At 71.7% G+C, this 24,921-nt stretch carries 19 protein-coding genes, 1 tRNA gene and 1 pseudogene; 6 read left to right on the top strand and 15 right to left on the bottom strand.

Features of this window, described 5'->3' with window-relative positions; translation table 11 throughout:
• Positions 1-11: 11 nt before the first annotated feature.
• The 4 genes from ACIQ5Y_RS03725 to ACIQ5Y_RS03740 all read right to left on the bottom strand — a co-directional run bounded on the left by ACIQ5Y_RS03725 (position 12) and on the right by ACIQ5Y_RS03740 (position 3,305).
• Positions 12-842: a hypothetical protein gene (locus tag ACIQ5Y_RS03725; protein ID WP_403874640.1), complete on the bottom strand. Its 831-nt coding sequence runs from the start codon at positions 840-842 to the stop codon at positions 12-14.
• A 53-nt stretch (positions 843-895) separates the two neighbouring features.
• A complete protein-coding gene (locus ACIQ5Y_RS03730) occupies positions 896-1,429 on the bottom strand; it encodes a SigE family RNA polymerase sigma factor (RefSeq protein ID WP_403874642.1) in 534 nt (177 codons plus the stop codon).
• A 55-nt stretch (positions 1,430-1,484) separates the two neighbouring features.
• Positions 1,485-2,003: a GNAT family N-acetyltransferase gene (locus ACIQ5Y_RS03735; protein WP_403874644.1), complete on the bottom strand. Its 519-nt coding sequence runs from the start codon at positions 2,001-2,003 to the stop codon at positions 1,485-1,487.
• A gap of 84 nt (positions 2,004-2,087) precedes the next feature.
• Positions 2,088-3,305: a serine hydrolase domain-containing protein gene (locus ACIQ5Y_RS03740; RefSeq protein WP_403874646.1), complete on the bottom strand. Its 1,218-nt coding sequence runs from the start codon at positions 3,303-3,305 to the stop codon at positions 2,088-2,090.
• A 265-nt stretch (positions 3,306-3,570) separates the two neighbouring features.
• On the opposite strand from ACIQ5Y_RS03740, the pseudogene ACIQ5Y_RS03745 reads away from it, so the two are divergent.
• The 5 genes and pseudogenes from ACIQ5Y_RS03745 to ACIQ5Y_RS03765 form a co-directional block, all read left to right on the top strand.
• A pseudogene (locus ACIQ5Y_RS03745) lies at positions 3,571-3,786 on the top strand (Imm49 family immunity protein); the annotation flags it as partial.
• 366 nt (positions 3,787-4,152) lie between these two features.
• Positions 4,153-4,698 carry a hypothetical protein gene (locus ACIQ5Y_RS03750; protein WP_403874648.1) on the top strand — a complete coding sequence of 182 codons (546 nt, stop codon included), beginning with the start codon at positions 4,153-4,155 and terminating at the stop codon, positions 4,696-4,698.
• Between the two features lie 305 nt (positions 4,699-5,003).
• The gene (locus ACIQ5Y_RS03755) at positions 5,004-5,096 is read left to right on the top strand and encodes a hypothetical protein (RefSeq protein WP_403874650.1); all 93 of its coding nucleotides are present in this window, start codon (positions 5,004-5,006) and stop codon (positions 5,094-5,096) included.
• Between the two features lie 351 nt (positions 5,097-5,447).
• Positions 5,448-5,768, top strand: a complete 321-nt coding sequence (locus ACIQ5Y_RS03760; protein ID WP_403874652.1) for a hypothetical protein — start codon at positions 5,448-5,450, stop codon at positions 5,766-5,768.
• A gap of 7 nt (positions 5,769-5,775) precedes the next feature.
• Entirely contained in the window at positions 5,776-6,006 is a 231-nt protein-coding gene (locus tag ACIQ5Y_RS03765) for a hypothetical protein (protein ID WP_403874654.1), read from the top strand.
• Between the two features lie 71 nt (positions 6,007-6,077).
• Here the strand turns inward: ACIQ5Y_RS03765 and ACIQ5Y_RS03770 are convergent.
• The 11 genes from ACIQ5Y_RS03770 to bldG all read right to left on the bottom strand — a co-directional run bounded on the left by ACIQ5Y_RS03770 (position 6,078) and on the right by bldG (position 22,316).
• Positions 6,078-6,154, bottom strand: a tRNA-Thr gene (locus tag ACIQ5Y_RS03770).
• Positions 6,155-6,266: 112 nt separating this feature from the next.
• The gene (locus tag ACIQ5Y_RS03775) at positions 6,267-7,826 is read right to left on the bottom strand and encodes an alpha/beta hydrolase (protein WP_403874655.1); all 1,560 of its coding nucleotides are present in this window, start codon (positions 7,824-7,826) and stop codon (positions 6,267-6,269) included.
• A 174-nt stretch (positions 7,827-8,000) separates the two neighbouring features.
• The gene (locus ACIQ5Y_RS03780; RefSeq protein WP_403874657.1) at positions 8,001-9,212 is read right to left on the bottom strand and encodes a DNA polymerase III subunit delta'; all 1,212 of its coding nucleotides are present in this window, start codon (positions 9,210-9,212) and stop codon (positions 8,001-8,003) included.
• A 77-nt stretch (positions 9,213-9,289) separates the two neighbouring features.
• Positions 9,290-12,532 carry a dTMP kinase gene (gene tmk / locus ACIQ5Y_RS03785; protein WP_403874659.1) on the bottom strand — a complete coding sequence of 1,081 codons (3,243 nt, stop codon included), beginning with the start codon at positions 12,530-12,532 and terminating at the stop codon, positions 9,290-9,292.
• A 269-nt stretch (positions 12,533-12,801) separates the two neighbouring features.
• On the bottom strand, positions 12,802-15,621 hold the full coding sequence (topA, locus tag ACIQ5Y_RS03790) for a type I DNA topoisomerase (protein WP_403874661.1): 2,820 nt from the start codon (positions 15,619-15,621) through the stop codon (positions 12,802-12,804).
• 302 nt (positions 15,622-15,923) lie between these two features.
• A complete protein-coding gene (locus ACIQ5Y_RS03795; RefSeq protein WP_403874663.1) occupies positions 15,924-16,121 on the bottom strand; it encodes a hypothetical protein in 198 nt (65 codons plus the stop codon).
• Positions 16,122-16,247: 126 nt separating this feature from the next.
• On the bottom strand, positions 16,248-17,777 hold the full coding sequence (locus ACIQ5Y_RS03800) for a methyltransferase (RefSeq protein ID WP_403874666.1): 1,530 nt from the start codon (positions 17,775-17,777) through the stop codon (positions 16,248-16,250).
• 235 nt (positions 17,778-18,012) lie between these two features.
• Positions 18,013-18,573 (bottom strand): small secreted protein, encoded by a 561-nt coding sequence (locus ACIQ5Y_RS03805; RefSeq protein ID WP_403874668.1) that lies wholly within the window; start codon positions 18,571-18,573, stop codon positions 18,013-18,015.
• Between the two features lie 162 nt (positions 18,574-18,735).
• Positions 18,736-21,138, bottom strand: a complete 2,403-nt coding sequence (locus ACIQ5Y_RS03810; protein WP_403874670.1) for a sodium-translocating pyrophosphatase — start codon at positions 21,136-21,138, stop codon at positions 18,736-18,738.
• A gap of 262 nt (positions 21,139-21,400) precedes the next feature.
• On the bottom strand, positions 21,401-21,841 hold the full coding sequence (locus ACIQ5Y_RS03815; RefSeq protein ID WP_403874672.1) for an ATP-binding protein: 441 nt from the start codon (positions 21,839-21,841) through the stop codon (positions 21,401-21,403).
• Positions 21,842-21,974: 133 nt separating this feature from the next.
• Positions 21,975-22,316: an anti-sigma factor antagonist BldG gene (gene bldG / locus ACIQ5Y_RS03820; RefSeq protein ID WP_030199598.1), complete on the bottom strand. Its 342-nt coding sequence runs from the start codon at positions 22,314-22,316 to the stop codon at positions 21,975-21,977.
• Positions 22,317-22,397: 81 nt separating this feature from the next.
• Here bldG and ACIQ5Y_RS03825 point away from each other — a divergent pair, with 81 nt between their 5' ends.
• Entirely contained in the window at positions 22,398-24,893 is a 2,496-nt protein-coding gene (locus ACIQ5Y_RS03825) for a DEAD/DEAH box helicase (protein ID WP_403874674.1), read from the top strand.
• Positions 24,894-24,921: the final 28 nt, after the last annotated feature.

Here is a 24,921-nt window from a genome sequence, read left to right on the forward strand (position 1 = left end):
CCGGTTCGCTCCTAGTTCGAAATCCCGGCCTCCCGGCGGGTCCGTTCGTAGTAAGACTCAGGCAGGTCTTTGAGTGCCGGGTGCCACTTGTCCGAGGTGACCAGTGCCTTCAACTGGGCTTGGTTCAGAGGGGGGGTGGGACGGGTGATCGCCGCGTCCGACTCGGACTGTTTATTCCATTCGGTTATCGAAACCGTGAACCTCTGCGGGGTCCTGAGCGTGGCCCGCCATTGCTTGGTCTCCACGCCGAGGTCAGAGACCGTGTGGCTCCGCAAGATCTCCAATGAGGAACCGTCGGCCAGTCGCTCCGTCGTGCAGCCGGCGTTCTCCTCCACCTGGGGCTCGTTCGGGCAGCCGTAAGTCAGCACGGGGGCATCCCGGCCCAGGTAGAGCTCGACCCCCGCTTTGCCCTTTCCGTCGTCGTATACCCCGGTCACCCGCGTGCCCATGCTGTCGGGACCGGACATATGGTCGACCGACAGCGTCCCACCCGGCAGCAGGCCCCTGAACACCTCGGCCAGTTGTGCGGAGGAGTACGTCCCGGCACCGGCGGGCGGCGGCGGCGGGAACGGAGAGCTGCTCACGCCGGACGGCCCGTCCGACGGCGTCGCCGGCGCCGCGACCTCGCCCCGGCCCTTTCCGTCCAACACACCTCCGGCATAGGCACCGACCCCGCCGATCAGGGCCAGGGACAGCACCGATCCGCCGATCACCGCGGCCCGACGACGGGCCACGAGTCGACGTCCGCGCCGCTCACCGGCTTCCACGAGGGCGTGCCGGTCGGTCGTGAAACCGTCCCCCGCACGCCGGAGGGCCTCGCCGAGTTGGTCTTCAAAGGACATGGGGAACCAAACCTTCCGCTCTCAGGGGGGTGTTCAGACGGTGCGAAGAGCACTCAAAGGCCCGCGAACTCGCCGATGCTGCCGCCCAGTTGCTCCCTGAGCCGGCCCAGTGCCCGCGAGGTCCGAGTACGGACCGCCGCCGAGGTGGTGTTCATCACGTCGGCGGTCTCCTCGATGCTGCGGTCCTCCCAGTACCGCAGCACGAGCACCGCCCGGTCCTTGGGCGCGAGCCGCCCCAGCGCCTCCAGCAGCGTCAGCCGCAACGCCGGATCGCCGCCGCCGGCCCCGCCCCCGGAGCCGGCGGCGGCCGCGCCCGATTCGGGGAACTCCCCGACCGGGCGCTCTCCCGCCGACCGCCGGCGCCGGTGCGTCAGGAAGGCACGTACGAGCACGGTCTGCGCGTACGCCGCCGGATTGTCGATACGGGAAACGCGCCCCCAGAGCAGGTACATCCTGCCCAGGGTCTCCTGTACGAGGTCCTCCGCGAGATGGCTGTCCCCGCTGGCCAGCAGGCAGGCGGACCGGTACAGGTGCCCCGATCTGCCTTCCGCGAACTCACGGAACCCGTCTCTGCGACCCTGTCGCATCTGCTCCCCCTCGCGTCGTCTCACCCCATCGACGCGACGGCGACTGCGGAATGTTTCACCCGAGTTCGTGGAAGTAGACGTGGAACTCCTCGCGTACGAAGCCCTCCGCCTCGTACAGGCCCTGCGCGACCGTGTTGTCGTACGCGGTCTCCAGCTGCACCCCGGCCACCCCGGCCTCCCGCGCCCGGCGCAGCACCTCGCGCAGCAGGGCCCGGCCGGCGCCGGTGCGGCGGCCTTCCGGGGCCACGTACAGGTCGTTGAGGATCCAGGCGGTGTCCATGGTGAGGGACGAGAACGCCCGGTAGACCTGGGCGAATCCGACCGTGCCGACGCCCGGCGCGTCGGCGAGCAGGATCAGCGACTCGTCCTTCGCGATCCGCTCGGCGAGGAAGGCGCGGGGCCGGTCCGGATCGGTCACCTCCACCTCGTAGAAGTCGAGGTATCCGCGGAACAGCCCGGCCGCCACGTCGACGTCGGCCTCACCCGCCACGCGCAGTTCGATCCCCGGAACCCGAACCGGGACCTCAACCTGCTGCTCGCCATGCTGCTCGCCCTGCTGCTCGTGAACGCCCACACCCGTCTCCTTCGTCCGTCCCTGCGCGCCGGACCCATTGTGCGCGCGGGGACGGACATCCCCCGATGGCGGCCCGCGACCGCCCTACTTGGTGGTGGACTGCGCCGGCAGCGAGTAGACGTGGTCCGGCGTCACGATCTTGGTGATGGCCTCGGCGAACAGCGTGCTCGGCTCCTCGCCCTCGGCGGTGATGTCGGTGTTCAACAGGATGACCATCGTGGCCTGCGCCGGCGGCATGTAGGTGACGACGGCCTCGTACCCCGGCAGCGAGCCGTTGTGCCCGATCCAGCCCTGGAGGTTGAAGATCCCCAGGCCGTAGCCCGTGCCCGGCAGGGCGCCGATGACCTTGAGCCGCTGGGCCTGCGTGGCGGGCTTCAGCAGGGTCCCGGTGGCCAGGGTCTTCGCCCAGGACGTCATGTCGTCGAGGTTGGAGATCATCGCTCCGGCGGCCCAGCCCCAGGAGGGGTTCCAGTCGGTCGAGTCCTCGACCTTCCCGGTCAGCGTCTGGTTCGTGTAGCCGTGGGCGTGCGGCTTGGGGAACTCCGCGCCCACGGGGAAGAGGGTGTTCGGCAGCTTCGCCGGCGCGACGACCTTGTCGTTGATGTAGTCGTCGAGGTGCTGCCCGGTCTCCTTCTCCACGACCAGCCCGAGCAGGATCAGGTTGGTGTTGGAGTAGTAGAACTTCGCCCCGGGCTCGAACATCACCGGGTGCTTGAAGGAGTACGCCAGCAGCTCCTGCGGGGTGAACGGCCGGTCCGGGTCGGTGAAGAACGCCTTGTCGAACCCCGGGTCCTCGGAGTAGTTGAACAGCCCGCTGCGCATCTCGGCGAGCTGGCGCAGAGTGATGCGGTCCCCGTTGGGCACCCCCGCGATGTACTTGCCGATGGGGTCGTCCAGACCGACCTTGCCCTGGTCGACGAGTTGGAGCAGGGCCGTCACCGTGAAGGTCTTGGTCACGCTGCCGATCCGCATGTGCATGTCGGTCCGCATGGGGGCGCGGGTCGCCTTGTCGGCGATCCCGAAGGCCTTCACGTACGAGCCCTTGCCGGGCGCCGACAGGTGCACCATCACCCCGGGTACGTGTGCCTCGGCCATCACCTTGCGCACGGCCTGGTCCAGCTGCCGTTGCACGGCGGGCGTGAGTTGCACGAAGTCCCCGTCGTCCCGGACCGGCGCCGCGACCGGCGTGAACGCCCCTGCCGTCGGGGCGCTCCAGGCGGTACCGGCCGTCGCCCCGAGGGGCACCACCGCCATTCCGAGAGCGGCCAGCCCGACCGCCGCCCTGCGCACGCGTGTCACCATGGCGGGCCCTCCTACAGCGCAGACGACCCCCGCTCCTCCAAGCTATCCCCGCCCCCCGGCCCCGGCGACCGCAGCGGTACCCGACCACGAGTTCCGCCCCGGGCCTGGACGTGCCCGCAGGATGAGGGACGCGCTGCTGTGGGCTCGCGGCCGACCTGGTGATTACCCCACCTGATCGCCGGAAACGGTCGCCTGAGGGATCCGCCGGCAGGAGCGCCACCTCGCCACCGACGGGCCGCGGAACCACCTCACCGCCAACATCCGGATCGACGCCTTCCACCTCGCGATCATCTGCCACGACGCCGCCCGCCTCGACATGCTCGCCCGGATCCCCGTCTCCCCGCTGCGTGACTTCGGCGGCATGCCGGCCGAGTACGCCTACGCCTGGGTGGAGACCCTCCAGAGCTTCCGGCTCCGCTGTGACAACCCGCGCACGCACATCGTGAACGCCGTGGACCTGAGCGCTCCCGAGCACGCCCGCGTCATCGACGCGGAGGAGATGACCCAGCTCAAGTACCCGCCGATCATGATGTTTTACCGCTCCCTGCGCACGACCGCGCCAGGTTCAACGACGCCCTGGCCGACGCCATCCGCCGGCACAAGGAGTACTGGACCGCCGACGAGGACCGCACCGAGAACCTCCCCCAAGCCCTCCTCGACTTCTGCCGGCACGGCGAGTTCGACGCGTGACAGCCCGCCGCAGCCGACCCGGCCACTGCTCCGCCCCCGAAGAGGGAGAACAGGCGGTTCCTCAGTACCTTTTGCTCTTCAGCGAGCAGAAAAGCGCGGGCAACTCCTCGTCCGCCACACCCCTACCTGCCCCGATCAACCCCTGGGAGACCTCCCCATGACCACTCCAGCCGCACCGCAGCCCAACCCGTACGGCACGGCAAACCCGTACGGCACGACGAACCCCTACGGCCCGACGAACCCGCCGCACGGTGCCCCGGCCGGGATGCAGGCACCCGCCCACCCCGGGGCCCCCGCATGGGAGCACGGCGCCCCGTTCTGCCGTAGTTGCGGCGCGCAGCCCGCCGCCAAGGTGACCTTCCGCGCCCATCAGGGGCTGCTGATCATGATGCGCTTCCAAAAGGTCGAAGGGCCGTTCTGCAAGTCCTGCGGCACCTCCGTCGCCCGTCAAATGACGACCGCCACCATGGGACTGGGCTGGTGGTCCCCGTTCTCCCTGGTCTTCTTCAGCCCGTTCACGCTGATCTGGAACCTCGTCGCCGGCCGCAAGCTCGCCGCTCTGACACCGCCGGGCCCGGCCCTGCCGGGCGGCACCCGCCTCCCGGAGGGAAAGCCGGTCCACCAGCGCCCGATGGCTTACCTCGCGATCGCACCGCTGATATGGGCGGGTTGGGTCATCACCAACATCATCACCCACGCGTAGGCCAGGCGCGAAGGTAGTCCGCTGCCCCGCGCCGGAGCAGGTTCACCCAGACGCGGGTGCCCCCGCCCGGCGCGCGGGACTCCCCGAAACCCCAAGCCCCGCCGCCCTCCCGCACCACCGCGCCCATGACCCGCGGCGGCGGCCCGGCGACGGGCCTCGCAGTGCGCGGGGATGCGCATGAGGTGCGTGGCCGTCGTAAACGGTGAGGCGGAGCGCGCCGTCCCGGAAGCGGACGGACAGGTACGGGCTCCGACCCGGGCGTCGTGCACGAAGCGGCCCCGCGGATGCGGTTCGGTGGAGCACAGGTGGCAAAGGCGCAGCTGGAGCACCTGCTGCGCCAATCCGAGCGGGACAACATCACCATCCTGCCGTCCCGTTCGGCGCGGGCGCCTGCTTAGGCTCGGGACAGACACTGACCTACGCCGAGGGCCTCGTTCCCCAGCTGGACACCGTTCAGGTCGGCCCCGCTCCACCAAAGACGGTTGCGGTCAGTCAGCACATCAATCCGGTGATCACTCTTCGTGATGGACTGCCTCACGCGGGCGGCACCCGGCGCCTATTGGAGCAGTTCCAGTCCGCAGACACACCATCAGAAAGGGACACCAATAAGCAGGCTCTTCACGACCCGAATCATCACGGCTCTCGGCACAACGGCCCTGCTGACCCTCTTACCTCCCACCGAGGCACACGCCGGTGCCATCGGCTCGACTCCCGTCGCCGGCTTCGACTACCAGGTCGGCGGTGTCACCATGACGGTCCCGACGGGCTGCATGTTCACCCACATCATCCGCGGGGACGGCAAGAAGATCACCTATCAGAACGCGGGAGTCGACTGCGGCTTCGTCGGAGCCCTCAACTCGGGCTTCTGCAACTGGCGCATCGACTTCAGCCACGCGGACACCGACAACAAGACCTACCGCACCCCCCGCGGCAAGACCCACGCCGAGTGCGAGATCCACCCGATGCGCGACAACGCACCCCAGACACTGCCGCGCTACGGCAAGGCATGCGCACACCTCAGCATCAACGGCGTGCGTCGGGTCAGCCAGTGCCACCACATCACGAAGTGAGCCGCACGTGACCGACGAGCCCACCCCCGAAGGCCCGGCGCGGGAAGCCGAACGCCGCCGCGTCGGCATCACCGCGTTCCTCATCGGCACCGCCGCGTCCTTCGCGTTCTTCGCCTTCTTCCCCGGCCTCCCCCACGTCATCGACTGGGGCGCGATCATCGTCTCGCTCACCGTCGGCGCCCTCGCCCGCTGGGCTCGTCTGGCCCGGATCACCCGCAGGCGGACCCCCTCCGGGTGATCCCCGGCCTGGCAGCGCACCCGGAAAAGGCAGAAGCCCCAGGTCACCTTGAGTGATTCCTGGGGCTTCGCTGGAGCCGCCTTCGGGATTCGAACCCGAGACCTACGCATTACGAGTGCGTTGCTCTGGCCAACTGAGCTAAGGCGGCACCGCTGGTTAGACAAGTATTCCCTCGGAGAGGGGCTCTCATCAGCAGCGGCGCCAAGTCTACAGGGTCTGGAAGGGTGCCCCGTACCGGGTTGTGCGGGGGCGGGGGCGGGTCAGCACTTTTTGCCGTTCGTGGGGGGCTTGCCCTCGAGCAGGTACGTGTTGATCGAGGTGTCGATGCAGTCGCTGCCCCGGCCGTACGCCGTGTGGCCGTCGCCGTCGTACGTGAGGAGGGTGCCCGAGTCGAGCTGGTCCGCCAGGGCCTGCGCCCACTTGTACGGGGTCGCCGGGTCGCGGATGGTGCCCACAACCACGATCGGCGGGGCACCCTTCGCCGCCAGCCGCTTCGCCGTGCCCGTCGCCTTCACCGGCCAGTACGCGCAGTTCAGGGAGGCCCAGGCCAGGCCGGCGCCGAAGACCGGGGAGGCCTTCTCGAAGGAGGGCAGGGCCGTGTCCACGGCTTCCGGGCCGCTGAAGGCCGGCGGCTGGTCGAGACAGTTGACGGCGGCGTTCGCGAACATCAGGTTGGCGTACTTGCCGTTCGGCTCGCGCTCGTAGTAGCTGTCGGCGAGGGCCAGCAGGCCCGCCCCGTCGCCGTTCATGGCGGCGGTCAGCGACTCCCGCAGCTGCGGCCAGGCGCTCTCGTCGTACAGCGCGGCGATCACCCCGGTCGTCGCGAGGGACTCGCCCAGCGGGCGGGACGCGTCACCGGTGGGCGCCGGCTGGGCGTCGACCTTGCGGAAGAACTCCTTCAGGCGCTCCGCCATCGCCGACACGTCCCCCTTGCCGAGCGGACAGTCCGGCTGCTTCGCGCAGTCCTTCGCGAAGGAGGCGAAGGCCGTCTCGAAGCCCGCCGTCTGATCCCGGTTGAGGTCCAGCGCGTTCCGGGAGGGATCCATGGCGCCGTCCAGGACCAGTCGGCCCACCCGGTCCGGGAAGAGGTCCGCGTACGTCGCCCCCAGGAAGGTCCCGTACGAGGCCCCCACGTAGTTGAGCTTCTCGTCACCGAGCACCGCACGCAGCAGGTCCATGTCCCGGGCGGCCTCCACCGTGGAGACGTGCGGCAGGACCCGCTGCGAGCGCTTCTCGCAGCCCGCCGCGAACTCCTTGAAGGCCGTCACCAGGGCGGCACGCTCCGCCGGGGTGTCGGGCGTCTGGTCCACCTGGGTGTACTTGTCCATCTCGGGACCGGTCAGGCACTCGACGGGGCTGCTGCGGTCCACCCCTCGCGGGTCGAAGGAGACCATGTCGTACCGCGCGCGGACCGGCGCGGGGTAGCCGATGCCCGCGTACGCCTGGAGGTAGCCGATGCCGGAGCCTCCCGGGCCGCCCGGGTTGACCACCAGCGAGCCGAGCCGCTTGCCCGGGCCGGTGGCCTTGCGCCGGGCCACGGCGATGTCGACGTCCTGCCCCGAGCCGGGGTCCGCGTAGTCGAGCGGGGCCTTCATGGTGGCGCACTCGAATCCGGGGACACCGCAGTCCCGCCAGCTCAGCTTCTGCTCGTAGTACGGGCGCAGCGCGGCCTCGTCGACGGACGGCCGGGCGGCGGAGGGCCCGGTGGACGACGCGGCGGCCCGCGGTCCCCCCGACCCGCCCGAGGTGCACCCGGAGAGGAGCAGCCCGGCGGCTGCGATCACGGTTCCGGTCGTACGCAGCAGGCGACTGGTGTCCATTCCAGGAGCCTACGGCCTGTCGGCCCCGGCCATCGGGCGTCCCTGCCCCGTACGGCCGCGCGCCTTCCGTGGCCTGGAGCGGTCAGGACACGGACCGGGCCGCCCCGGCCCCCGGCGGCCGGTCCGCCCGTACGGGTGAGCCGGTCAACCTCCTCCGACCGGTCGCGTCCCCGGTCAGCCCGCGCGCAGTGCCATCGTCATCGCCTCGACCGCGAGGAGCGGGGCCACGTTCCGGTCGAGGGCCTCCCCGCAGGCGATGATCGCCTCGATCCGGCGCAGGGTCCGCTCCGGGCCGGACGCGCGGGCGACGCGCTCCAGGTCCTGTCGTATGTCCTCGTTGGCGATGGCGAGGTTGGAGCCCAGTTGGAGGGCCAGGACGTCGCGGTAGAAGCCGGTCAGGTCGGAGAGGGCCACATCGAGGCTGTTGCGCTGGGTGCGGGTCCGGCGGCGCTTCTGGTTGTCCTCCAGCTCCTTCATGACGCCCGCCGTGCCGCGCGGCATGCGCCCGCCCGTGCCAGCTGCGGCGCCGAGGGCGGCCCGGAGCTCCTCGGTCTCCTTGGTGTCGACCTCCTCGGCCACCTGCTTGGCGTCCTCGGCGGCCGCGTCCACCAGCTCCTGGGCGGCCTTGAGGCAGGCGCCGACGTCGGCCACCCGGAGCGGGAGCTTCAGGACCGTCGCCCTGCGCTCCCGGGCCCCCTCGTCGGTGGCGAGTCGGCGGGCGCGGTCGACGTGCCCCTGGGTGGCCCTGGCCGCGGCCAGGGCCACCGGCGGCTCGATGCCGTCCCGCCGCACCAGCACGTCGGCGACGGCCGCGACCGAGGGGGTGCTGAGGTTGAGGTGGCGGCAGCGGGAGCGGATGGTGGGCAGCACGTCCTCCACGGAGGGCGAGCACAGCAGCCAGACCGTGCGGGGCGCGGGCTCCTCGACGGCCTTGAGGACCGCGTTGGCGGACTTCTCGTTCAGCCGCTCGGCGTCCTCGACCAGGATGACCTGCCAGCGGCCCGTGGCCGGGGACGTGTAGGACTTGCGGACGGTGTCCCGCATCGCGTCGACGAGGATCTGGCTGCCGACCGCGACGACCGTGGAGACGTCCGCGTGCGTGCCGACCATCGTGGTGTGGCAGCCGTCGCAGAACCCGCAGCCCGGCTCGCCGCCGAGGGCACGGTCCGGACTGGTGCACTGCAGTGCCGCCGCGAAGGCGCGGGCCACGGTGGCCCGCCCCGAGCCGGGCGGCCCGGTGAACAGCCAGGCGTGGGTCATCTTGGAGGCCGCGGGCGGCTCGGTCCCCTCGGCGGCGGCCGTGACCAGGGCGTCGGCATCACGGGCGGCGGCGGTGAGCTGCGCCCGGACCCGCTCCTGTCCCACCAGGTCGTCCCATACGGGCATCCCGCCCACCACCTTTCACTTCACTCTCCGTGCACCCATTGTGGCGCGCGGCACTGACAATCCGGCTCCCGCCGAGGTCAGCGGCGACGGCCCGGGCCGCGGCCGTCCTCGTCGTCGTCCCGGTGCGGGCCGAGCAGTTCGTCCGCGAGCGTCGGCAGATCGTCCAGCGGGGTCTCCTCGGCCCAGTCCGGGCGCGGCCTGCGAGGCCGGCCGGAGTCGTCGAGGACGGGGATCTCCCGCGTCCGGTCGTTCGCCGAATCCCGGAAGATGCCCGGCGGCACCCGGTCGGCCGGGTTCTCCTCGGGGCGCCGCGCCGTCGGCCGCGTGGCGGAGTGGGCCGACGAGCCGCCCTTGGCCTGCTTGGCCTGTGGCGGGGTGGCCGCGCCGGAGGGGGATACGGGCGGCAGTACGGCCGTCTCGTCGGTCGCCCTGACCGGGGGCAGCACCGCGGTCTCCGCCGCGTCCGCGTGGGCGGCGTCGTCGGCGGGGGCGGCGTCGGGGGCGGCGTCGGGGGCCGAGATCTTCGGCACCGGCACGGTCTGCGTCACGTCGTCCGGCCGCACGACCCGCTTGTCCCGCTGGACCATCGGGGTCTCGACCGTCACGGCGTCGTCCGGGTACGGCTCCTTCGTCATGCCGACCTTGGGCGAGGGGGCCGTGGGAGCCGCGGGGGCCGCCGGAGCAACCGGAGCAGAGGCAGCGGAAGCCGCCGCGGCAGCTGCCGCCGCCTCAGCCGCAGCCGCCGCCTTCGCGGCCTCGGCCAGCCTGCGCGCCTCCTCGGCCTTCAGCAGGGCCTCCTCCGCCCGCCGCTGCTTCTCCAGCCGCCGTTCCTCGGCCTCGGCCCGCAGCCGGGCCTCCTCCTCGGCCTGCCTCCGCAGCCGCTCCGCCTCCGCGGCACGGGCCTTCTCCTCGGCCTCGATGCGCAGTCGCTCGGCCTCGGCCCGGGCGCGGGCCTCCTCCTCGGCGCGCAGCCGCTCCTCCTCGGCCTTGCGCGCGGCCTCCGCCTCGGCCTTGATCCGGGCTTCCTCCGCCTCGCGGGCGAGCCTGGCCTCCTCTTCGGCCTTCAGCCGGGCTTCCTCCGCCTTGCGCGCGGCCTCTTCCTCGGCCTTGCGGCGGGCCTCCTCCTCGGCGAGGCGCCGGGCCTCGGCCTGGGCGGCCACCTCGGCCTCGGAGAGCGGAAGCATCCGGTCCAGGCGGTGGCGTACGACGGTGGTCACCGAGGCGGGGTCCTGGCCCGCGTCCACCACCAGGTAGCGCCCGGGGTCGGCCGCGGCGAGCGTCAGGAACCCGGCGCGCACCCGCTGGTGGAACTCCGCCGGCTCCGATTCCAGCCGGTCCGGCGCCTCCGTGAACCGTTCCCGCGCCGTCTCCGGCGACACGTCCAGCAGCACGGTCAGGTTCGGCACCAGCCCGCCGGTGGCCCAGCGCGAGATCCGCGCGATCTCGGTCGGCGACAGGTCGCGCCCGGCGCCCTGGTAGGCCACCGAGGAGTCGATGTAGCGGTCCGAGATGACGACGGCGCCGCGCTCCAGGGCGGGGCGCACGACGGTGTCCACGTGTTCGGCACGGTCGGCGGCGTACAGCAGCGCCTCGGCGCGGTTCGACAGCCCGGCCGAGGAGACGTCCAGCAGGATCGAACGGAGCCGCTTGCCGACGGGGGTGGCCCCCGGCTCGCGGGTCACCACGACCTCGTGGCCCTTGCCCCGTATCCAGTCGGCCAGCGCCTCCACCTGGGTGGACTTGCCGGCCCCGTCGCCGCCCTCCAGGGCGATGAAGAAGCCGGTGGCGGACGCCGCCTGTACGGGCTCCCCGCCGCGCAGTGCCTCGCGCAGGTCGCGGCGCAGCGGCACTCCGCCGCGGTCGTCGGCCTTGGTGAGCACCACCACGGCGACGGGCAGCAGCAGGGCACCGACCAGCATCAGGGTGAAGGCGGCCCCGCCGTGCGCGAAGACGATCTCGCCGGCGGTGAGCCGGTGCGGGCCGATCACCGCGGCCAGCACCGGGGCCAGGACGGCGCCGAGGGCCACGGCCACCCGTACGACCGCCTGGAGGTGCTCGGTGACCCGGGCCCGGCGGAACTCCTCGGTCTCCTGGTCCAGCAGCGTGTGGCCGGTGTTGGCGGCGACGCCCGCGGCGAGACCGGCGAGCAGCGACAGGAAGACGACGGTCGCGGTGTCCGGGACGAGCCCGGTCAGCAGCAGCGCGAGCCCGGTCACCGCTATGGCGAGGGCCAGCAGGCGACGGCGGGACAGGGCGGGCAGCACCTTGCCGGCCTGCGTGGCACGGATCCCTGCGGCGGTGCCGCCGAGCAGCGCGAGCACGAGCAGCGCGAAGGTGGCCGGGCCGCCGCCCAGGTCGAAGGCGTGCAGTACGGCGACCGCGGCGGCGCAGGACACCGCTCCGGCGACGGCGGCCGAGGCCAGGACGAGCAGCGGGACGGCTCCCGTACGCCCCTTCTCCGGGCGGTCACCCGCCTTGGGCGTACGCAGCCCCTCCAGGGGGGACCGCGGCCGCGGGGTCTTCGTGCCGGGCAGCACCAGCGGAAGCAGCAGCGAGACCGACGCCGCGAAGAGGCCGGAGGCCACGTACGAGCCGAGCGCGGCCTGGTTCTCGGCGAACCAGTCCACGCCGAGACCGAGGGCCTCGCCGACCAGGGTCGCGGCGAGCAGCACGGCCGCGGCGGCGGGGAGCGCCGCGAAGGCCGTACGCAGGTTCAGGCGCCGCAGTGCGTCGAGGTGGTCCGGGAGCGGCCGTACGGTCGCCCCCTCCGGCGGCGGCGCGGGCAGCAGGGCGGGGGCGGCGCTGTCCTTGGCCAGGCCCCACAGCCGCTCGGCCGCACCCGAGACGAAGACGGTGGCCAGCAGCGCGGTGAGCGCCTGCGCCGGGACCCAGTCGAGCCAGAGCGGGGCGACGACGAAGAGCGCGAGCCGCACGCCGTCCGCGCCGATCATCGTCCAGCGGCGGTCCAGCTTGCCGCCGGGGGCGACGAGCGCGGAGAGGGGGCCGAGCAGGACCGCGCCGAAGAGCAGGGTGGCGAGGATCCGTACGCCGAAGACGGCGGCGACGGCGAGGGCCGCGCCGCGGTATCCGTCGCCGAAGGCACCTTCCTGCACGGCGGCCTGGAGGGCCAGCAGCACCAGCACCAGCAGGGCGAGGGCATCACCGATGCCGCTCACCAGCTGGGCGCTCCACAGCCGGCGCAGCCTCGGAGTGCGCAGGAGTGCGCGCACCGCTCGCTCGCGGGAATCCGCGGCTAGGGCTTCGTCGTAGGTGGGGTTCGCGTCGGCGGTCACGACCGTTGGCTGCTCGGCTCGCGTCATCCGCCCAGCCTATCCGCTGCGCTTGGCCGCTGCGGAGGCCTGTGGACAAGGTCCGGTGTGACCCCGCACCCACCTCCCGGGGCCCCCGCGATGCCGCTGCGCGGAGCCGTCCCGGGGCTCCGCCCCAGACCCCGCGCCTCAAACGCCGGCGGGGCTGGATCCGGCCGTGCCTCAAACGCCGGCGGGGCTGGAGCGGCGGGAACGGGCAGGGCCCCGTGCGGGTCGCACGGGGCCCTGCCCTGAGTCGGTCGGCGGTCGGTGGTCGGTGGCTACTCGTCCGCCGGGGCGGCCGTCGCCTTCTTCGCCACCGTCTTCTTCGCCGTGGCCGTCGTCTTCTTGGCCGCCGTCTTCTTCGCCGCGGCAGTCGTCTTCTTGGCGGCGGTCTTGGTCGCCGTCGCCTTCTTCGCCGGGGCCTTCTTGGCGGGGGCCTTCTTCGCCACCTTCTTGGCCGGGCCCTTCGCCCGCTTCTCCGCGAGCAGCTCGTAACCCCGCTCCGGCGTGATCGTCTCGACGTCGTCGTCCCGCCGCAGCGTCGCGTTCGTCTCGCCGTCCGTCACGTACGGACCGAAGCGGCCGTCCTTGACGACCACCGGCTTCTCGCTGACCGGGTCCGTGCCCAGCTCCTTCAGCGGGGGCTTGGCCGCGGCCCGGCCCCGCTGCTTCGGCTGCGCGTAGATCGCGAGGGCCTCGTCCAGGGTGATCGAGAACAGCTGGTCCTCGGTCTCCAGGGACCGCGAGTCCGTGCCCTTCTTCAGGTACGGGCCGTAGCGGCCGTTCTGGGCCGTGATCTCCACGCCCTCGGCGTCCGCGCCGACGACGCGCGGCAGGGACATCAGCCGGAGCGCGTCCTCCAGGGTGACCGTGTCGAGGGACATCGACTTGAAGAGGGAGGCCGTCCGCGGCTTCACCGCGTTCTTGCCCGTCTTCGGCGTGCCCTCGGGGAGGATCTCCGTCACGTACGGCCCGTAGCGGCCGTCCTTCGCGACGATCTGGTTCCCGCTCACCGGGTCGGCGCCCAGCGCGAACTCGCCGCTCGGCTTCGCGAAGAGCTCCTCCGCGTATTCGACCGTGAGCTCGTCCGGAGCCATGTCGTCCGGTACGTCGGCCCGCTGGTGGCCCTCGGCGTCCTTCTCGCCGCGCTCCACGTACGGCCCGTAGCGGCCGACCCGCAGCACGATGCCCTCGCCGACCTGGAAGGAGGAGATCTCCCGGGCGTCGATCGCACCCAGGTCCGTGACCAGTTCCTTCAGGCCGCCGAGCGCGTCGCCGTCGGCCGGCACGACCTCGTTCGCGTCCTCCGAGCCGAAGTAGAAGCGCTTCAGCCACGGCACGGACTGGGCCTCGCCCCGCGCGATGCGGTCGAGGTCGTCCTCCATCTTGGCGGTGAAGTCGTAGTCGACGAGCCGGCCGAAGTGCTTCTCCAGCAGGTTGACGACGGCGAAGGACAGGAAGGACGGGACGAGCGCCGTGCCCTTCTTGAAGACGTACCCGCGGTCGAGGATCGTGCCGATGATCGACGCGTACGTCGACGGGCGGCCGATCTCCCGCTCTTCCAGCTCCTTGACCAGCGAGGCCTCGGTGTAGCGGGCCGGCGGCTTGGTGGAGTGGCCGTCCGCCGTGATCTCCTCGGCGGCGAGCGCGTCGCCCTCCGCGACCTGCGGCAGCCGCTTCTCGCGGTCGTCGAGCTCGGCGTTCGGGTCGTCCGCGCCCTCGACGTACGCCTTCATGAAGCCGTGGAAGGTGATCGTCTTGCCGGAGGCGCTGAACTCGGCGTCGCGGCCGTCCGAAGCGGTGCCGCCGATCTTCACGGTCACCGAGTTGCCGACCGCGTCCTTCATCTGCGAGGCGACGGTCCGCTTCCAGATCAGCTCGTACAGGCGGAACTGGTCACCGGTCAGACCCGTCTCGGCCGGGGTGCGGAAACGATCACCCGAAGGCCGGATCGCCTCGTGCGCCTCCTGCGCGTTCTTGACCTTGCCCGCGTAGACGCGCGGCTTCTCCGGCAGGTAGTCGGCGCCGTAGAGCTGCGTGACCTGGGCGCGCGCCGCCGACACCGCGGTGTCGGAGAGCGTCGTGGAGTCCGTACGCATGTAGGTGATGAAGCCGTTCTCGTACAGCTTCTGCGCCACCTGCATCGTCGCCTTGGCACCGAAGCCCAGCTTGCGCGAGGCCTCCTGCTGGAGCGTCGTCGTACGGAACGGGGCGTACGGCGAGCGACGGTACGGCTTGGACTCGACCGAGCGGACGGTGAAGGAGGCGTTCTCCAGCGCGGCGGCGAGCGCCCGCGCGTTCGTCTCGTCGAGGTGCAGCACCTCGCCCTTGAGCTGCCCGTTCGAGCCGAAGTCGCGGCCCTGCGCGATGCGCTTGCCGTCGACCGTGTTCAGGCGGGCGACCAGCGTCGACGGGTCGGAGGCGTCACCGGCGCGGCCGGTGGAGAAGGTGCCGGTCAGGTCCCAGTACTCGGCGGAGCGGAAGGCGATGCGCTCGCGCTCCCGCTCGACGACGAGGCGCGTGGCGACCGACTGGACGCGGCCGGCCGACAGGCGCGGCATGACCTTCTTCCACAGGACCGGCGAGACCTCGTAGCCGTAGAGGCGGTCGAGGATGCGGCGGGTCTCCTGGGCGTCGACCATGCGCTGGTTCAGCTCGCGCGGGTTGGCGACGGCGTCGCGGATCGCGTCCTTGGTGATCTCGTGGAAGACCATCCGGTGGACGGGGACCTTGGGCTTGAGGACTTCCTGGAGGTGCCACGCGATGGCTTCGCCCTCGCGGTCCTCATCGGTGGCGAGGAAGAGTTCGTCGGACTCGGCGAGCAGGTCCTTGAGCTTCCTGACCTGCGCCTTCTTGTCCGCGTTGACCACGTAGATCGGCTGGAAGTCGTGCTCGACGTCCACGCCGAGGCGGCGGACCTCGCCGGTGTACTTGTCGGGGACCTCCGCCGCGCCGTTCGGGAGGTCGCGGATGTGCCCGACGCTCGCCTCGACGACGTATCCCGGGCCGAGGTAGCCCTTGATGGTCTTCGCCTTGGCAGGGGACTCGACGATGACGAGTCGGCGGCCGCCCTTTGCGGTCTCGCTAGTCGGGGACAACTTGGCTCTTCTCTCCGGTCGGCACTCGGTCGCGGTACGGCGACGCTGCGGAGTGTGACGGTACAACCCGCCCCCGTGTCAAACGGCGGAAGCCCGCAACGGCCACTCGAACGGTAACCCGACAAGTGCCGGTTCTGCCGCCCGGATGCCACGGCGGACCCTTCGCGATCACCGGGCCGAGTGGCCGGGAGGCCGTCTGGCCCCTCCCCTGCGACGGCTTCCGGATACCGTCCCGCATCCGGTTCCGCGTGCGGCGCGGCGTGTGCTCTGACCGGCGGACCCTTGCCGCCGTCCGCCCCGCGTCAGACCCGCGCGAGGCACCACGCTCCGAGGGCGAGCGAGACCCCGCCGCCGAGCAGTGACAGTGGTACTGCCAGGACGGGGCGCACGCCCTCGGCCACCGGCGCGCCCTTCAGCACGCGCGCCCCCGTCCAGGTCAGCAGAGCGGCTCCGAACAGCAGGAACACGGTCGCCGCGAAGATCGCAGGACCGGTGTCCATGCTGTTTCCCCCATCCCCCGGACCGCTCTCGGGACCCCCCCGGATCCCGCTGAGCAGAACCCTTTCAGCCCTCGGAGTACACCAGGCGAACCCAGGGTGACATTCAGGTTCCGCTCCCGGCCGCGGCTACTGCCCGGCGCCCGCCACGGGCTCCAGGAAGCCCTGCTCGACCAGCATCCGGATCGCCTCCGGCGTACGGTCCCGGAGCACGACCGGGTCCTCCTGCATCAGCTGCGCGATCGCGTCGAGGATCCGGCCCGCGCTCAGTGAGCCGTCACACACTCCGGCGAAGCCCGCGCCGACCGTGTCGACCTTGGTCGCGCGCCGCATCCCGCGGTTCTGCCGGAGCACCACGTGTTCCGGATCCTCCGCTCCCGGCGCCCCCACCTGCTCCTGGACCACCTCGGCGGCCAGCACGAAACGGCCCTCCAGCAGGGCCGCGTCGTCGTGTTCGCGCAGGTAGTCCTGGCGGGCGAAGTGGGCCAGGACGGCCTCGCCGAGCGGCTGCTCCACCGAATGCGGCCATTCTTCGACCACGATCGAGGGCTCGGCCGCGTCCGTCCGGCGCAGGGTGATCCAGCCGAAGCCGACGGCCTTGGTCTTGCGGGCCTCGAACTCGTCGAGCCAGTCCTCGTAGCGCCGCGCGTACTCGGCGGGGTCCGTGCGGTGGTCTCCCGCGTCGCGCAGCCACAGCTCCGCGTACTGCGTCACGTCCTGTACGTCACGCTGCACGATCCAGGCATCGCAGCCGCGCGGCACCCAGGCGCGGACCCGGTCGTGCCACTCCTCGCCCTCCACGTGCTGCCAGTTGCCGAGGAACTGCGCGTACCCGCCGGGGTTGAGGTGCGCGCCGGCTTCCTGGACCAGGGTCCGGCACAGGTCGTCGCCGCCCATGCCGCCGTCCCGGTACGTGAGCCGGGCCCCGGGGGAGATCACGAAGGGCGGGTTCGACACGATCAGGTCGTAGGTGGCCGCGCCGACCGGCTCGAAGAGGGAGCCGGTGAGCAGTTCGGCCTCCGGCGCCCCGGACAGCGCCAGCGTCAACCGGGTGAATTCCAGGGCCCGGGGGTTGACGTCGGTGGCGGTGACCCGGGTGGCGTGCTGGGCCGCGTGCAGTGCCTGGATGCCCGAACCGGTGCCGAGGTCGAGCGCCGAGCCGACCGGGATGCGGACGGTGATCCCGGCGAGGGTCGTGGAGGCACCGCCCACCCCGAGGACGACGCCCTCCTCGCGGCTGCCGATCCCGCCGGCCCCGCCGACGGCGCAGCCGAGGTCGGAGACGATGAACCAGTCCTCGCCGTCAGGGCCGCCGTACGGGCGCACGTCCACGGTCGCCCGTACCGTGTCCTCGCCTTCGGCGGCCTCCTCACGCCGAAGCCAGCCGTCGGCCAGGGCCGCCTCCACGGGCAGGGCCGCCGCGGCGTGCGCGTACGCCACGGGCTCCTGGAGCAGGAACAGCCGCACCAGGCTCGGCAGCGGGCCCACGCCGCCGCTCCGCGTGGCGCGCAGGGCGGGGACCGTCTCGCTGCGGGCGAGCGCGGCGTAGGCGGGCGCGCCGAGCAGGTCGAGCAGCCCGTCGGCGGTGAAGCCGGCGGCGAGCAGGGCGGTGCGCAGCTCGGCGGCGCGTTCGGGCGTGGGGAGGCTGGTGGTACTCACCCGTCCATTGTGGCCGCCGGCGGCGACAATCCGTGCGCCGCGCGGGCGAACGTCCCGGGCGGCGCGCCGGACCGCGCGCGTCCGGGCGTACGAACGGCAGGGCGGCCGGACCCCTTCCGGGACCCGACCGCCCTGGCCGACCACCGGCCGCTCGCCGACGTACCGGCCACTTCCGACCGCCGGCAGCCGGGCGCCGCGTACCGACCGCGTACCGACGGCCGGCCGGCCTACAGCGCTACTTGGGCGACGGCGCCGTGACCTGGCAGCCCTTCTGGCCGTTCATCGACTTGTCCAGGCCACCCGCCTTCAGCTGGTCGAGGGCGTCCTTGCCGCCCTTGGTGGCCTCCTCCAGACCGCCCGCGAGTTCCTTCAGGCCCTCGGCGAACTTGGTCTGGTCCTTGGGGTCGAGGGCGTCCATCTTGGTCTTCAGATCGGCGTAGCCCGTGGCGGTCGACTGGAAGCCCTTGACCGCCGCGTCCAGGGTCTTCTGGCCGTCCTTGACCGGCGGAACCCCTGCGCTCTGCAGTGCGTTGCCCATCGTCTTGTACGACTCGGACATCGTCGCGAAGGCGGCCGAGTCCGTCTTCTGGACGTCCTCGGGCTTGCTGCTCTCCGTCGCCACCCGCTTGATGTCGGCGTTGGCGGTCTCGATCTTCTTGAGCTCGGGCGACCACTGGTCACAGACCTTCTTGGCCCAGGCGTTGCCCTTCGCGTCGCTGTCGTCCCCGCCGCAGCCGGACAGGACGAGCATCAGCACAGCACCGCCCGACAACGCGGCCGCAAGCTTCTTGTTCACCGGATTGGTCCCTTCGAAGGCTCTCGGCCCGGAAGATACACGGCTCCCATCCGGGGACACACAAAGGCGGACGGACGGCGCGTCAGTCCGCGCCGCCCGTCCGCCGTTCGGACGTACCGCCGGCCCTGCCCGGCTCCGCCCGTACCGCTCGTGGCGAGAAGGTCAGGAGACCGTCGCCGGGTCGGCCGACTGGGCCACCCGCTCGGCGGCTCCGCCTTCGCCGTCCTCGCCCACCGCGATGCCGCGGCGCTTGGACACGTACACGGCGGCGACGATGACGCCGATCGCGAGGACCGCGACGATCGCCCGGACGACGGCGCTGGTGTCCTCGCCGAAGCTGAACTGGACGACGGCGGGGGCGATCAGCAGCGCCACCAGGTTCATGACCTTGAGCAGCGGGTTGATCGCGGGGCCCGCGGTGTCCTTGAACGGGTCGCCGACGGTGTCGCCGATGACGACGGCCTCGTGGGCCTCGCTGCCCTTGCCGCCGTGGTGGCCGTCCTCGACGAGCTTCTTCGCGTTGTCCCACGCACCGCCGGAGTTGGCGAGGAAGACCGCCATCAGGGTGCCCGTGCCGATGGCCCCGGCGAGGAAGGAGCCGAGCGCGCCGACGCCGAGGGTGAAGCCCACCGCGATCGGGGTGAGGACGGCGAGGAGGCCGGGCGTGGCGAGCTCGCGCAGCGCGTCCTTGGTGCAGATGTCGACGACGCGCCCGTACTCGGGCTTCTCGCTGTAGTCCATGATCCCGGGGTGCTCGCGGAACTGGCGGCGCACCTCGTAGACCACCGAACCCGCGGAGCGGGAGACCGCGTTGATGGCGAGGCCGGAGAACAGGAACACGACGGCCGCGCCCAGGATCAGCCCGACGAGGTTGTTGGGCTGGGCGATGTCCAGGCTGAGGTTCATCTCCCCGGCCTTCGCGCCGACTTCCTTGACCGCGGTGGCGATGGCGTCGTTGTACGAGCCGAAGAGCGCGGCCGCGGCGAGCACGGCGGTGGCGATGGCGATGCCCTTGGTGATGGCCTTGGTGGTGTTGCCGACGGCGTCCAGGTCGGTCAGGACCTGCGCGCCGGCACCCTCGACGTCCCCGGACATCTCGGCGATGCCCTGGGCGTTGTCGGAGACGGGCCCGAAGGTGTCCATGGCGACGATGACGCCGACGGTGGTGAGCAGGCCGGTGCCGGCCAGGGCCACCGCGAACAGCGCGAGCATGATCGAGGTGCCGCCGAGCAGGAACGCCCCGTAGACGCCGAGGCCGATGAGCAGCGCCGTGTAGACGGCGGACTCCAGACCGACGGAGATGCCGGCGAGGACGACGGTGGCCGCGCCGGTGAGGGAGGACTTGCCGATGTCCCGGACGGGACGGCGGTTGGTCTCGGTGAAGTAGCCGGTGAGCTGCTGGATGAGCGCGGCGAGCACGATGCCGATCGCGACGGCGACGAGGGCCAGGACGCGCGGGTCACCGGAGTGGTTGGTGATCGCGGCGTTGTCGACGCCGACGAGGTCCTTGTAGCTGCCCGGCAGGTACGCGAAGACGGCGATCCCGACGAGCACCAGGGAGATCACCGCGGAGATGAAGAACCCGCGGTTGATGGCGGTCATGCCGCTGCGGTCGCTGCGGCGCGGGGAGACGGCGAAGATGCCGATCATGGCCGTGATCACGCCGATGGCGGGGACGATCAGCGGAAAGGCCAGGCCCAGGTCGCCGAAGGCCGCCTTGCCGAGGATGAGTGCGGCCACGAGGGTGACGGCGTACGACTCGAAGAGGTCGGCGGCCATTCCGGCGCAGTCGCCGACGTTGTCGCCCACGTTGTCGGCGATGGTCGCGGCATTGCGCGGGTCGTCCTCCGGAATGCCCTGTTCGACCTTGCCGACAAGGTCGGCGCCGACGTCGGCGGCCTTGGTGAAGATGCCGCCGCCCACGCGCATGAACATCGCGATCAGGGCGGCTCCGAGGCCGAAGCCCTCCAGCACCTTGGGTGCGTCGGCGGCGTAGACCAGGACGACGCAGGAGGCGCCGAGGAGGCCGAGGCCGACGGTGAACATGCCGACGACGCCGCCCGTGCGGAAGGCGATCTTCATCGCCTTGTGGGAGACCTCGGTCAGGTCTCTGGCGGGCTCTCCCTCGGCGGGGGTGGCCTCGCGGGCGGCCGCGGCGACGCGGACGTTGGCGCGGACCGCGAGCCGCATGCCGATGTAGCCGGTGGCGGCCGAGAAGAGTGCGCCCACGAGGAAGAAGGCGGATCGTCCCGCGCGCTGCGACCAGGTGTCGGCGGGCAGCAGGAAGAGCAGGAAGAACACGACGACGGCGAAGATGCCGAGGGTGCGCAGCTGACGGCCGAGGTAGGCGTTGGCGCCTTCCTGGACGGCGGCGGCGATCTTCTTCATGCTGTCGGTTCCCTCGTCGGCGGCGAGCACCTGGCGGACCAGGATCTGCGCGACGACGAGTGCGGCGAGTGCCACGACCGCAATGACGATCACGATGAGCCGATTGTCATCGGTGAGTACCGCGGATGCCAGATCGATCGTGTGATCCGGCGCAATGGGGGTGAAGAGCCCCGTCATTCGTCCTCCTTGACGTGATGAGCTCAAGATGTGGACGGATTGTAGGGAGCGCGCCCCGATCAAAACAGTACGCAGCAAACGGAATTGGCGTTCTCTTGCTCCTCACCAATAGATCGCGTCACTCCAATACCCTCGAAAGCGGTAATGGGGCAAAGCCATTGACGCCTGGTCATTGATCCAGGGAAACGAAAAAGGCCCTGCTCAGCAGGGCCTTGATAAAGATCGGAAGATAGGACCGAATGTGTCCCGGTCTTCCGTGGATCTAGGGAAGATCAGGTGAACCGGACACGGGCCAGCTCATCCGGATCGTGCCGCCCGACTCCCCGGTGGTCACCTCGACGTCGTCGACGAGCCCGCTGATCACGGCGAGACCCATCTCGTCCTCGCCGTCGCCGTCGGAGTCCAGGGCGGCCTCAAGACCGGGCACGGCGGAGTCCGGGCCGCCGCCCGGTCCGGGGACCTCGTCGCCGACCTCGATGGAGAACACCTTCTCCTCCTCGGTCAGCACGACCCGGACGGGCGCGGTCAGCCCGTTGCTGCGGTGGAGTCCGACGGCGCGCGAGCAGGCCTCGCCCACGGCGAGGCGGACCTCGTCGAGGACGGCTTCCTCCACGCCGGCCCGGCGTGCCACGGCGGCCGCGACCAGGCGGGCCGTCCGGACGTGTTCGGGCTGGGCGCTGAAGCGCAGTTCAACGGTGGCCATGCGCGTCCCCCTCGGACTACGGGCGTGCCTTGACAGGGGCCGGGCCGACCGTGGCCCGGTACCCCCGTTCTCCTCGTCGGCTCCTCGCTGCCCGTGGGGCGCCCCAGGGCGTCCCACGGGCGGCCCGGAGCCGTCAGTCGGTGGCGTTGACGGCGTCTTCCACAGTGGTGTGGATCGGGAACACCTTGGTCAGACCGGTGATGCGGAAGATCTTCAGGATGCGCTCCTGGTTGCACACCAGACGGAGCGAACCCTCGTGCGCGCGGACGCGCTTGAGGCCTCCCACGAGCACACCGAGTCCGGTGGAGTCGAGGAAGTCCACTCCCTCCATGTCGACAACCAGGTGATAGCTGCCGTCGTTCACCAACTCGACCAACTGCTCGCGCAGCTTGGGCGCGGTATACACATCAATCTCGCCACCGACCGCCACGACCGTACGGTCGCCGACAGTGCGAGTCGACAGGGACAGGTCCACGGATCCTCCAGCACCTTGCTATCGAGCGGCGCCCCCCGGGGGCCTCCCCACCCGAAGGTAGGTGAGGGATCGGCTGCCGCGATGGCATTCAATCACTTACCGGCAGGCGCGCACGACGCCTTCGGACCATTGTCCCGCACGCCGGTGACACACTCGGTTCCAATGGCCAATACTCACCGTCCCAGGCGGCCCACGCCACCCGCGGACCCCCGACCCACCCCCGGCGCGGTCCTCGACCGCTTGTCCCGGGGGCCTTCCCGGGCTGCGCGCATCACCCATACGGAGCACTTGCCCCCTCGGGAGGGCCGTCATGCCGTCTGGCCCGACCGCATCCGAACGGATGTAGTAGCCGCGATCCAGGCCGCCGGGATCGACCACCCGTATGAACACCAGGCCGCGGCCGCCGAGCACGCCCTCGACGGCCGATCGGTGGTCGTCGCCACCGGCACCGCCTCGGGCAAGTCCCTCGCGTACCTCGCGCCCCTGCTCTCGGCGCTGGCGGACGGCGCCGAGGCCCCGAACGGGCGGGGCGCGACGGCCCTGTACCTGGCCCCCACCAAAGCCTTGGCGGCCGACCAGCGGCGGGCCGTACGGGAACTGGCGGCCCCGCTCGGCAATGCCGTCCGACCCGCCGTCTACGACGGGGACACGCCCGTCGAGGAACGCGAATGGGTGCGTCAGTACGCCAACTACGTGCTGACCAACCCCGACATGCTCCATCGGGGGATCCTCCCGGCCCACCCCCGCTGGTCCTCCTTCCTGCGGGCCCTGCGCTACGTGGTGATCGACGAGTGCCACACCTACCGCGGGGTCTTCGGCTCCCACGTGGCGCAGGTGCTGCGCCGGCTGCGGCGGCTGTGCGCCCGCTACGGCTCCGAACCGGTCTTCCTGCTGGCCTCCGCCACCTCCAGCGACCCGGCGACCGCCGCGACCCGACTGACCGGCGTGCCGATGATCGAGATCACCGACGACGCCTCTCCCCGCGGCGAGGTGGTCTTCGCCCTGTGGGAGCCGCCGCTCCTCACCGAGCTGCGGGGCGAGAAGGGCGCTCCCGTACGCCGTACGGCCACGGCCGAGACCGCCGACCTGCTGACCGACCTGGTCGTCCAGGGGGTCCGTACGGTCGCCTTCGTGCGCTCCCGGCGCGGCGCCGAGCTGATCTCAGTGATCACCAAGGAGCGCCTCACGTCGATGACATCAGCGGCTGACGCCGCGGGGGACCGCTCCCTGCCGCGGCGGGTTGCCGCCTACCGCGGCGGATACCTGCCGGAGGAGCGCCGGGCCCTGGAGCGCGCCCTGCACTCCGGCGAGCTGCTGGGCCTCGCCGCCACGACCGCCCTGGAGCTCGGCGTGGACGTCTCCGGCCTGGACGCCGTCCTGATCACGGGCTACCCGGGCACCCGGGCCTCCCTGTGGCAGCAGGCCGGCCGGGCCGGGCGCTCGGGGCACGGCGCCCTGGCCGTCCTGATCGCCCGAGACGACCCGCTGGACACCTACCTCGTCCACCATCCCGAGGCCCTGTTCCGCCAACCGGTGGAAGCCACCGTCCTGGACCCGGACAACCCGTACGTCCTCGCCCCGCACCTGTGCGCGGCGGCGGCGGAGCTCCCGCTGACCGAGCCCGACCTGGAGCTCTTCGGCCCGGCGACCGGGGAACTCCTGCCCCAGCTCGAAGCGGCGAAGCTGCTGCGCCGGCGGGCCACGGCCTGGCACTGGACCCGGCGGGAGCGGGCCTCGGACCTGACCGACATCCGGGGCGGCGGCGGCCGCCCGGTGCAGATCGTCGAGGCCTCGACCGGGCGGCTGCTGGGCACGGTCGACGAGTCGGCCGCGCACACCGCCGTCCACGACGGGGCCGTTCACCTCCACCAGGGCCGCACGTACCTCGTGAAACACCTGGACCTGGAGGATTCGGCGGCCCTCGTCGAAGAGGCGGACCCGCCCTTCTCCACCACCGCCCGCGACACCACCTCCATCTCGGTCCTGGAGACCGAGACCGAGGTCCCCTGGGGATCGGGGCGGCTCTGCTACGGCTCGGTCGAGGTCACCAACCAGGTCGTCTCCTATCTGCGGCGCAAACTGATCACCGGCGAGGTGCTGGGCGAGTCCAAGCTCGACCTTCCGCCCCGCACCCTGCGCACCAGGGCCGTGTGGTGGACGGTCACCGAGGACCAGCTCGACGAGGCCCGGATCAATCCGGAGATCCTCGGCGGCGCCCTGCACGCCGCCGAGCACGCCTCCATCGGCCTGCTCCCGCTGTTCGCCACCTGCGACCGCTGGGACATCGGCGGCGTCTCCGTGCCGCTGCATCCCGACACCCTCCTCCCGACGGTCTTCGTGTACGACGGCCACCCCGGCGGCGCCGGCTTCGCGGAGCGGGCCTTCCACACGGCCCGCGCCTGGCTGACGGCGACCCGCGACGCCATCGCCGCCTGCGAGTGCGAGGCCGGCTGCCCGTCCTGCATCCAGTCCCCCAAGTGCGGCAACGGCAACGACCCCCTCCACAAGCGCGGCGCCATCCGCCTCCTGACCCGCCTCCTGTCCGGGGCCCCCACCACCCCACCCGCCGCCCCCTGACCGATCCCACCGGGGCCGTCCCGAGGCG

It is taken from the genome of Streptomyces sp. NPDC096339, assembly GCF_044762985.1.
Classification (GTDB): Bacteria; Actinomycetota; Actinomycetes; order Streptomycetales; family Streptomycetaceae; genus Streptomyces.

Excerpts from the sequence above, each read along its gene's own strand:
- ACIQ5Y_RS03810 (WP_403874670.1), bottom strand. The coding sequence starts at position 21,138 with ATGACGGGGCTCTTCACCCCCATTGCGCCGGATCACACGATCGATCTG.
- ACIQ5Y_RS03795 (WP_403874663.1), bottom strand. The coding sequence starts at position 16,121 with ATGGACACCGGTCCTGCGATCTTCGCGGCGACCGTGTTCCTGCTGTTC.
- ACIQ5Y_RS03760 (WP_403874652.1), top strand. The coding sequence starts at position 5,448 with ATGACGGTCCCGACGGGCTGCATGTTCACCCACATCATCCGCGGGGAC.
- ACIQ5Y_RS03730 (WP_403874642.1), bottom strand. The coding sequence starts at position 1,429 with ATGCGACAGGGTCGCAGAGACGGGTTCCGTGAGTTCGCGGAAGGCAGA.
- tmk (WP_403874659.1), bottom strand. The coding sequence starts at position 12,532 with ATGACGCGAGCCGAGCAGCCAACGGTCGTGACCGCCGACGCGAACCCC.
- ACIQ5Y_RS03780 (WP_403874657.1), bottom strand. The coding sequence starts at position 9,212 with ATGCCCGTATGGGACGACCTGGTGGGACAGGAGCGGGTCCGGGCGCAG.
- ACIQ5Y_RS03740 (WP_403874646.1), bottom strand. The coding sequence starts at position 3,305 with ATGGTGACACGCGTGCGCAGGGCGGCGGTCGGGCTGGCCGCTCTCGGA.
- ACIQ5Y_RS03725 (WP_403874640.1), bottom strand. The coding sequence starts at position 842 with ATGTCCTTTGAAGACCAACTCGGCGAGGCCCTCCGGCGTGCGGGGGAC.
- ACIQ5Y_RS03825 (WP_403874674.1), top strand. The coding sequence starts at position 22,398 with ATGGCATTCAATCACTTACCGGCAGGCGCGCACGACGCCTTCGGACCA.
- ACIQ5Y_RS03775 (WP_403874655.1), bottom strand. The coding sequence starts at position 7,826 with ATGGACACCAGTCGCCTGCTGCGTACGACCGGAACCGTGATCGCAGCC.
- ACIQ5Y_RS03815 (WP_403874672.1), bottom strand. The coding sequence starts at position 21,841 with ATGGCCACCGTTGAACTGCGCTTCAGCGCCCAGCCCGAACACGTCCGG.
- ACIQ5Y_RS03750 (WP_403874648.1), top strand. The coding sequence starts at position 4,153 with ATGACCACTCCAGCCGCACCGCAGCCCAACCCGTACGGCACGGCAAAC.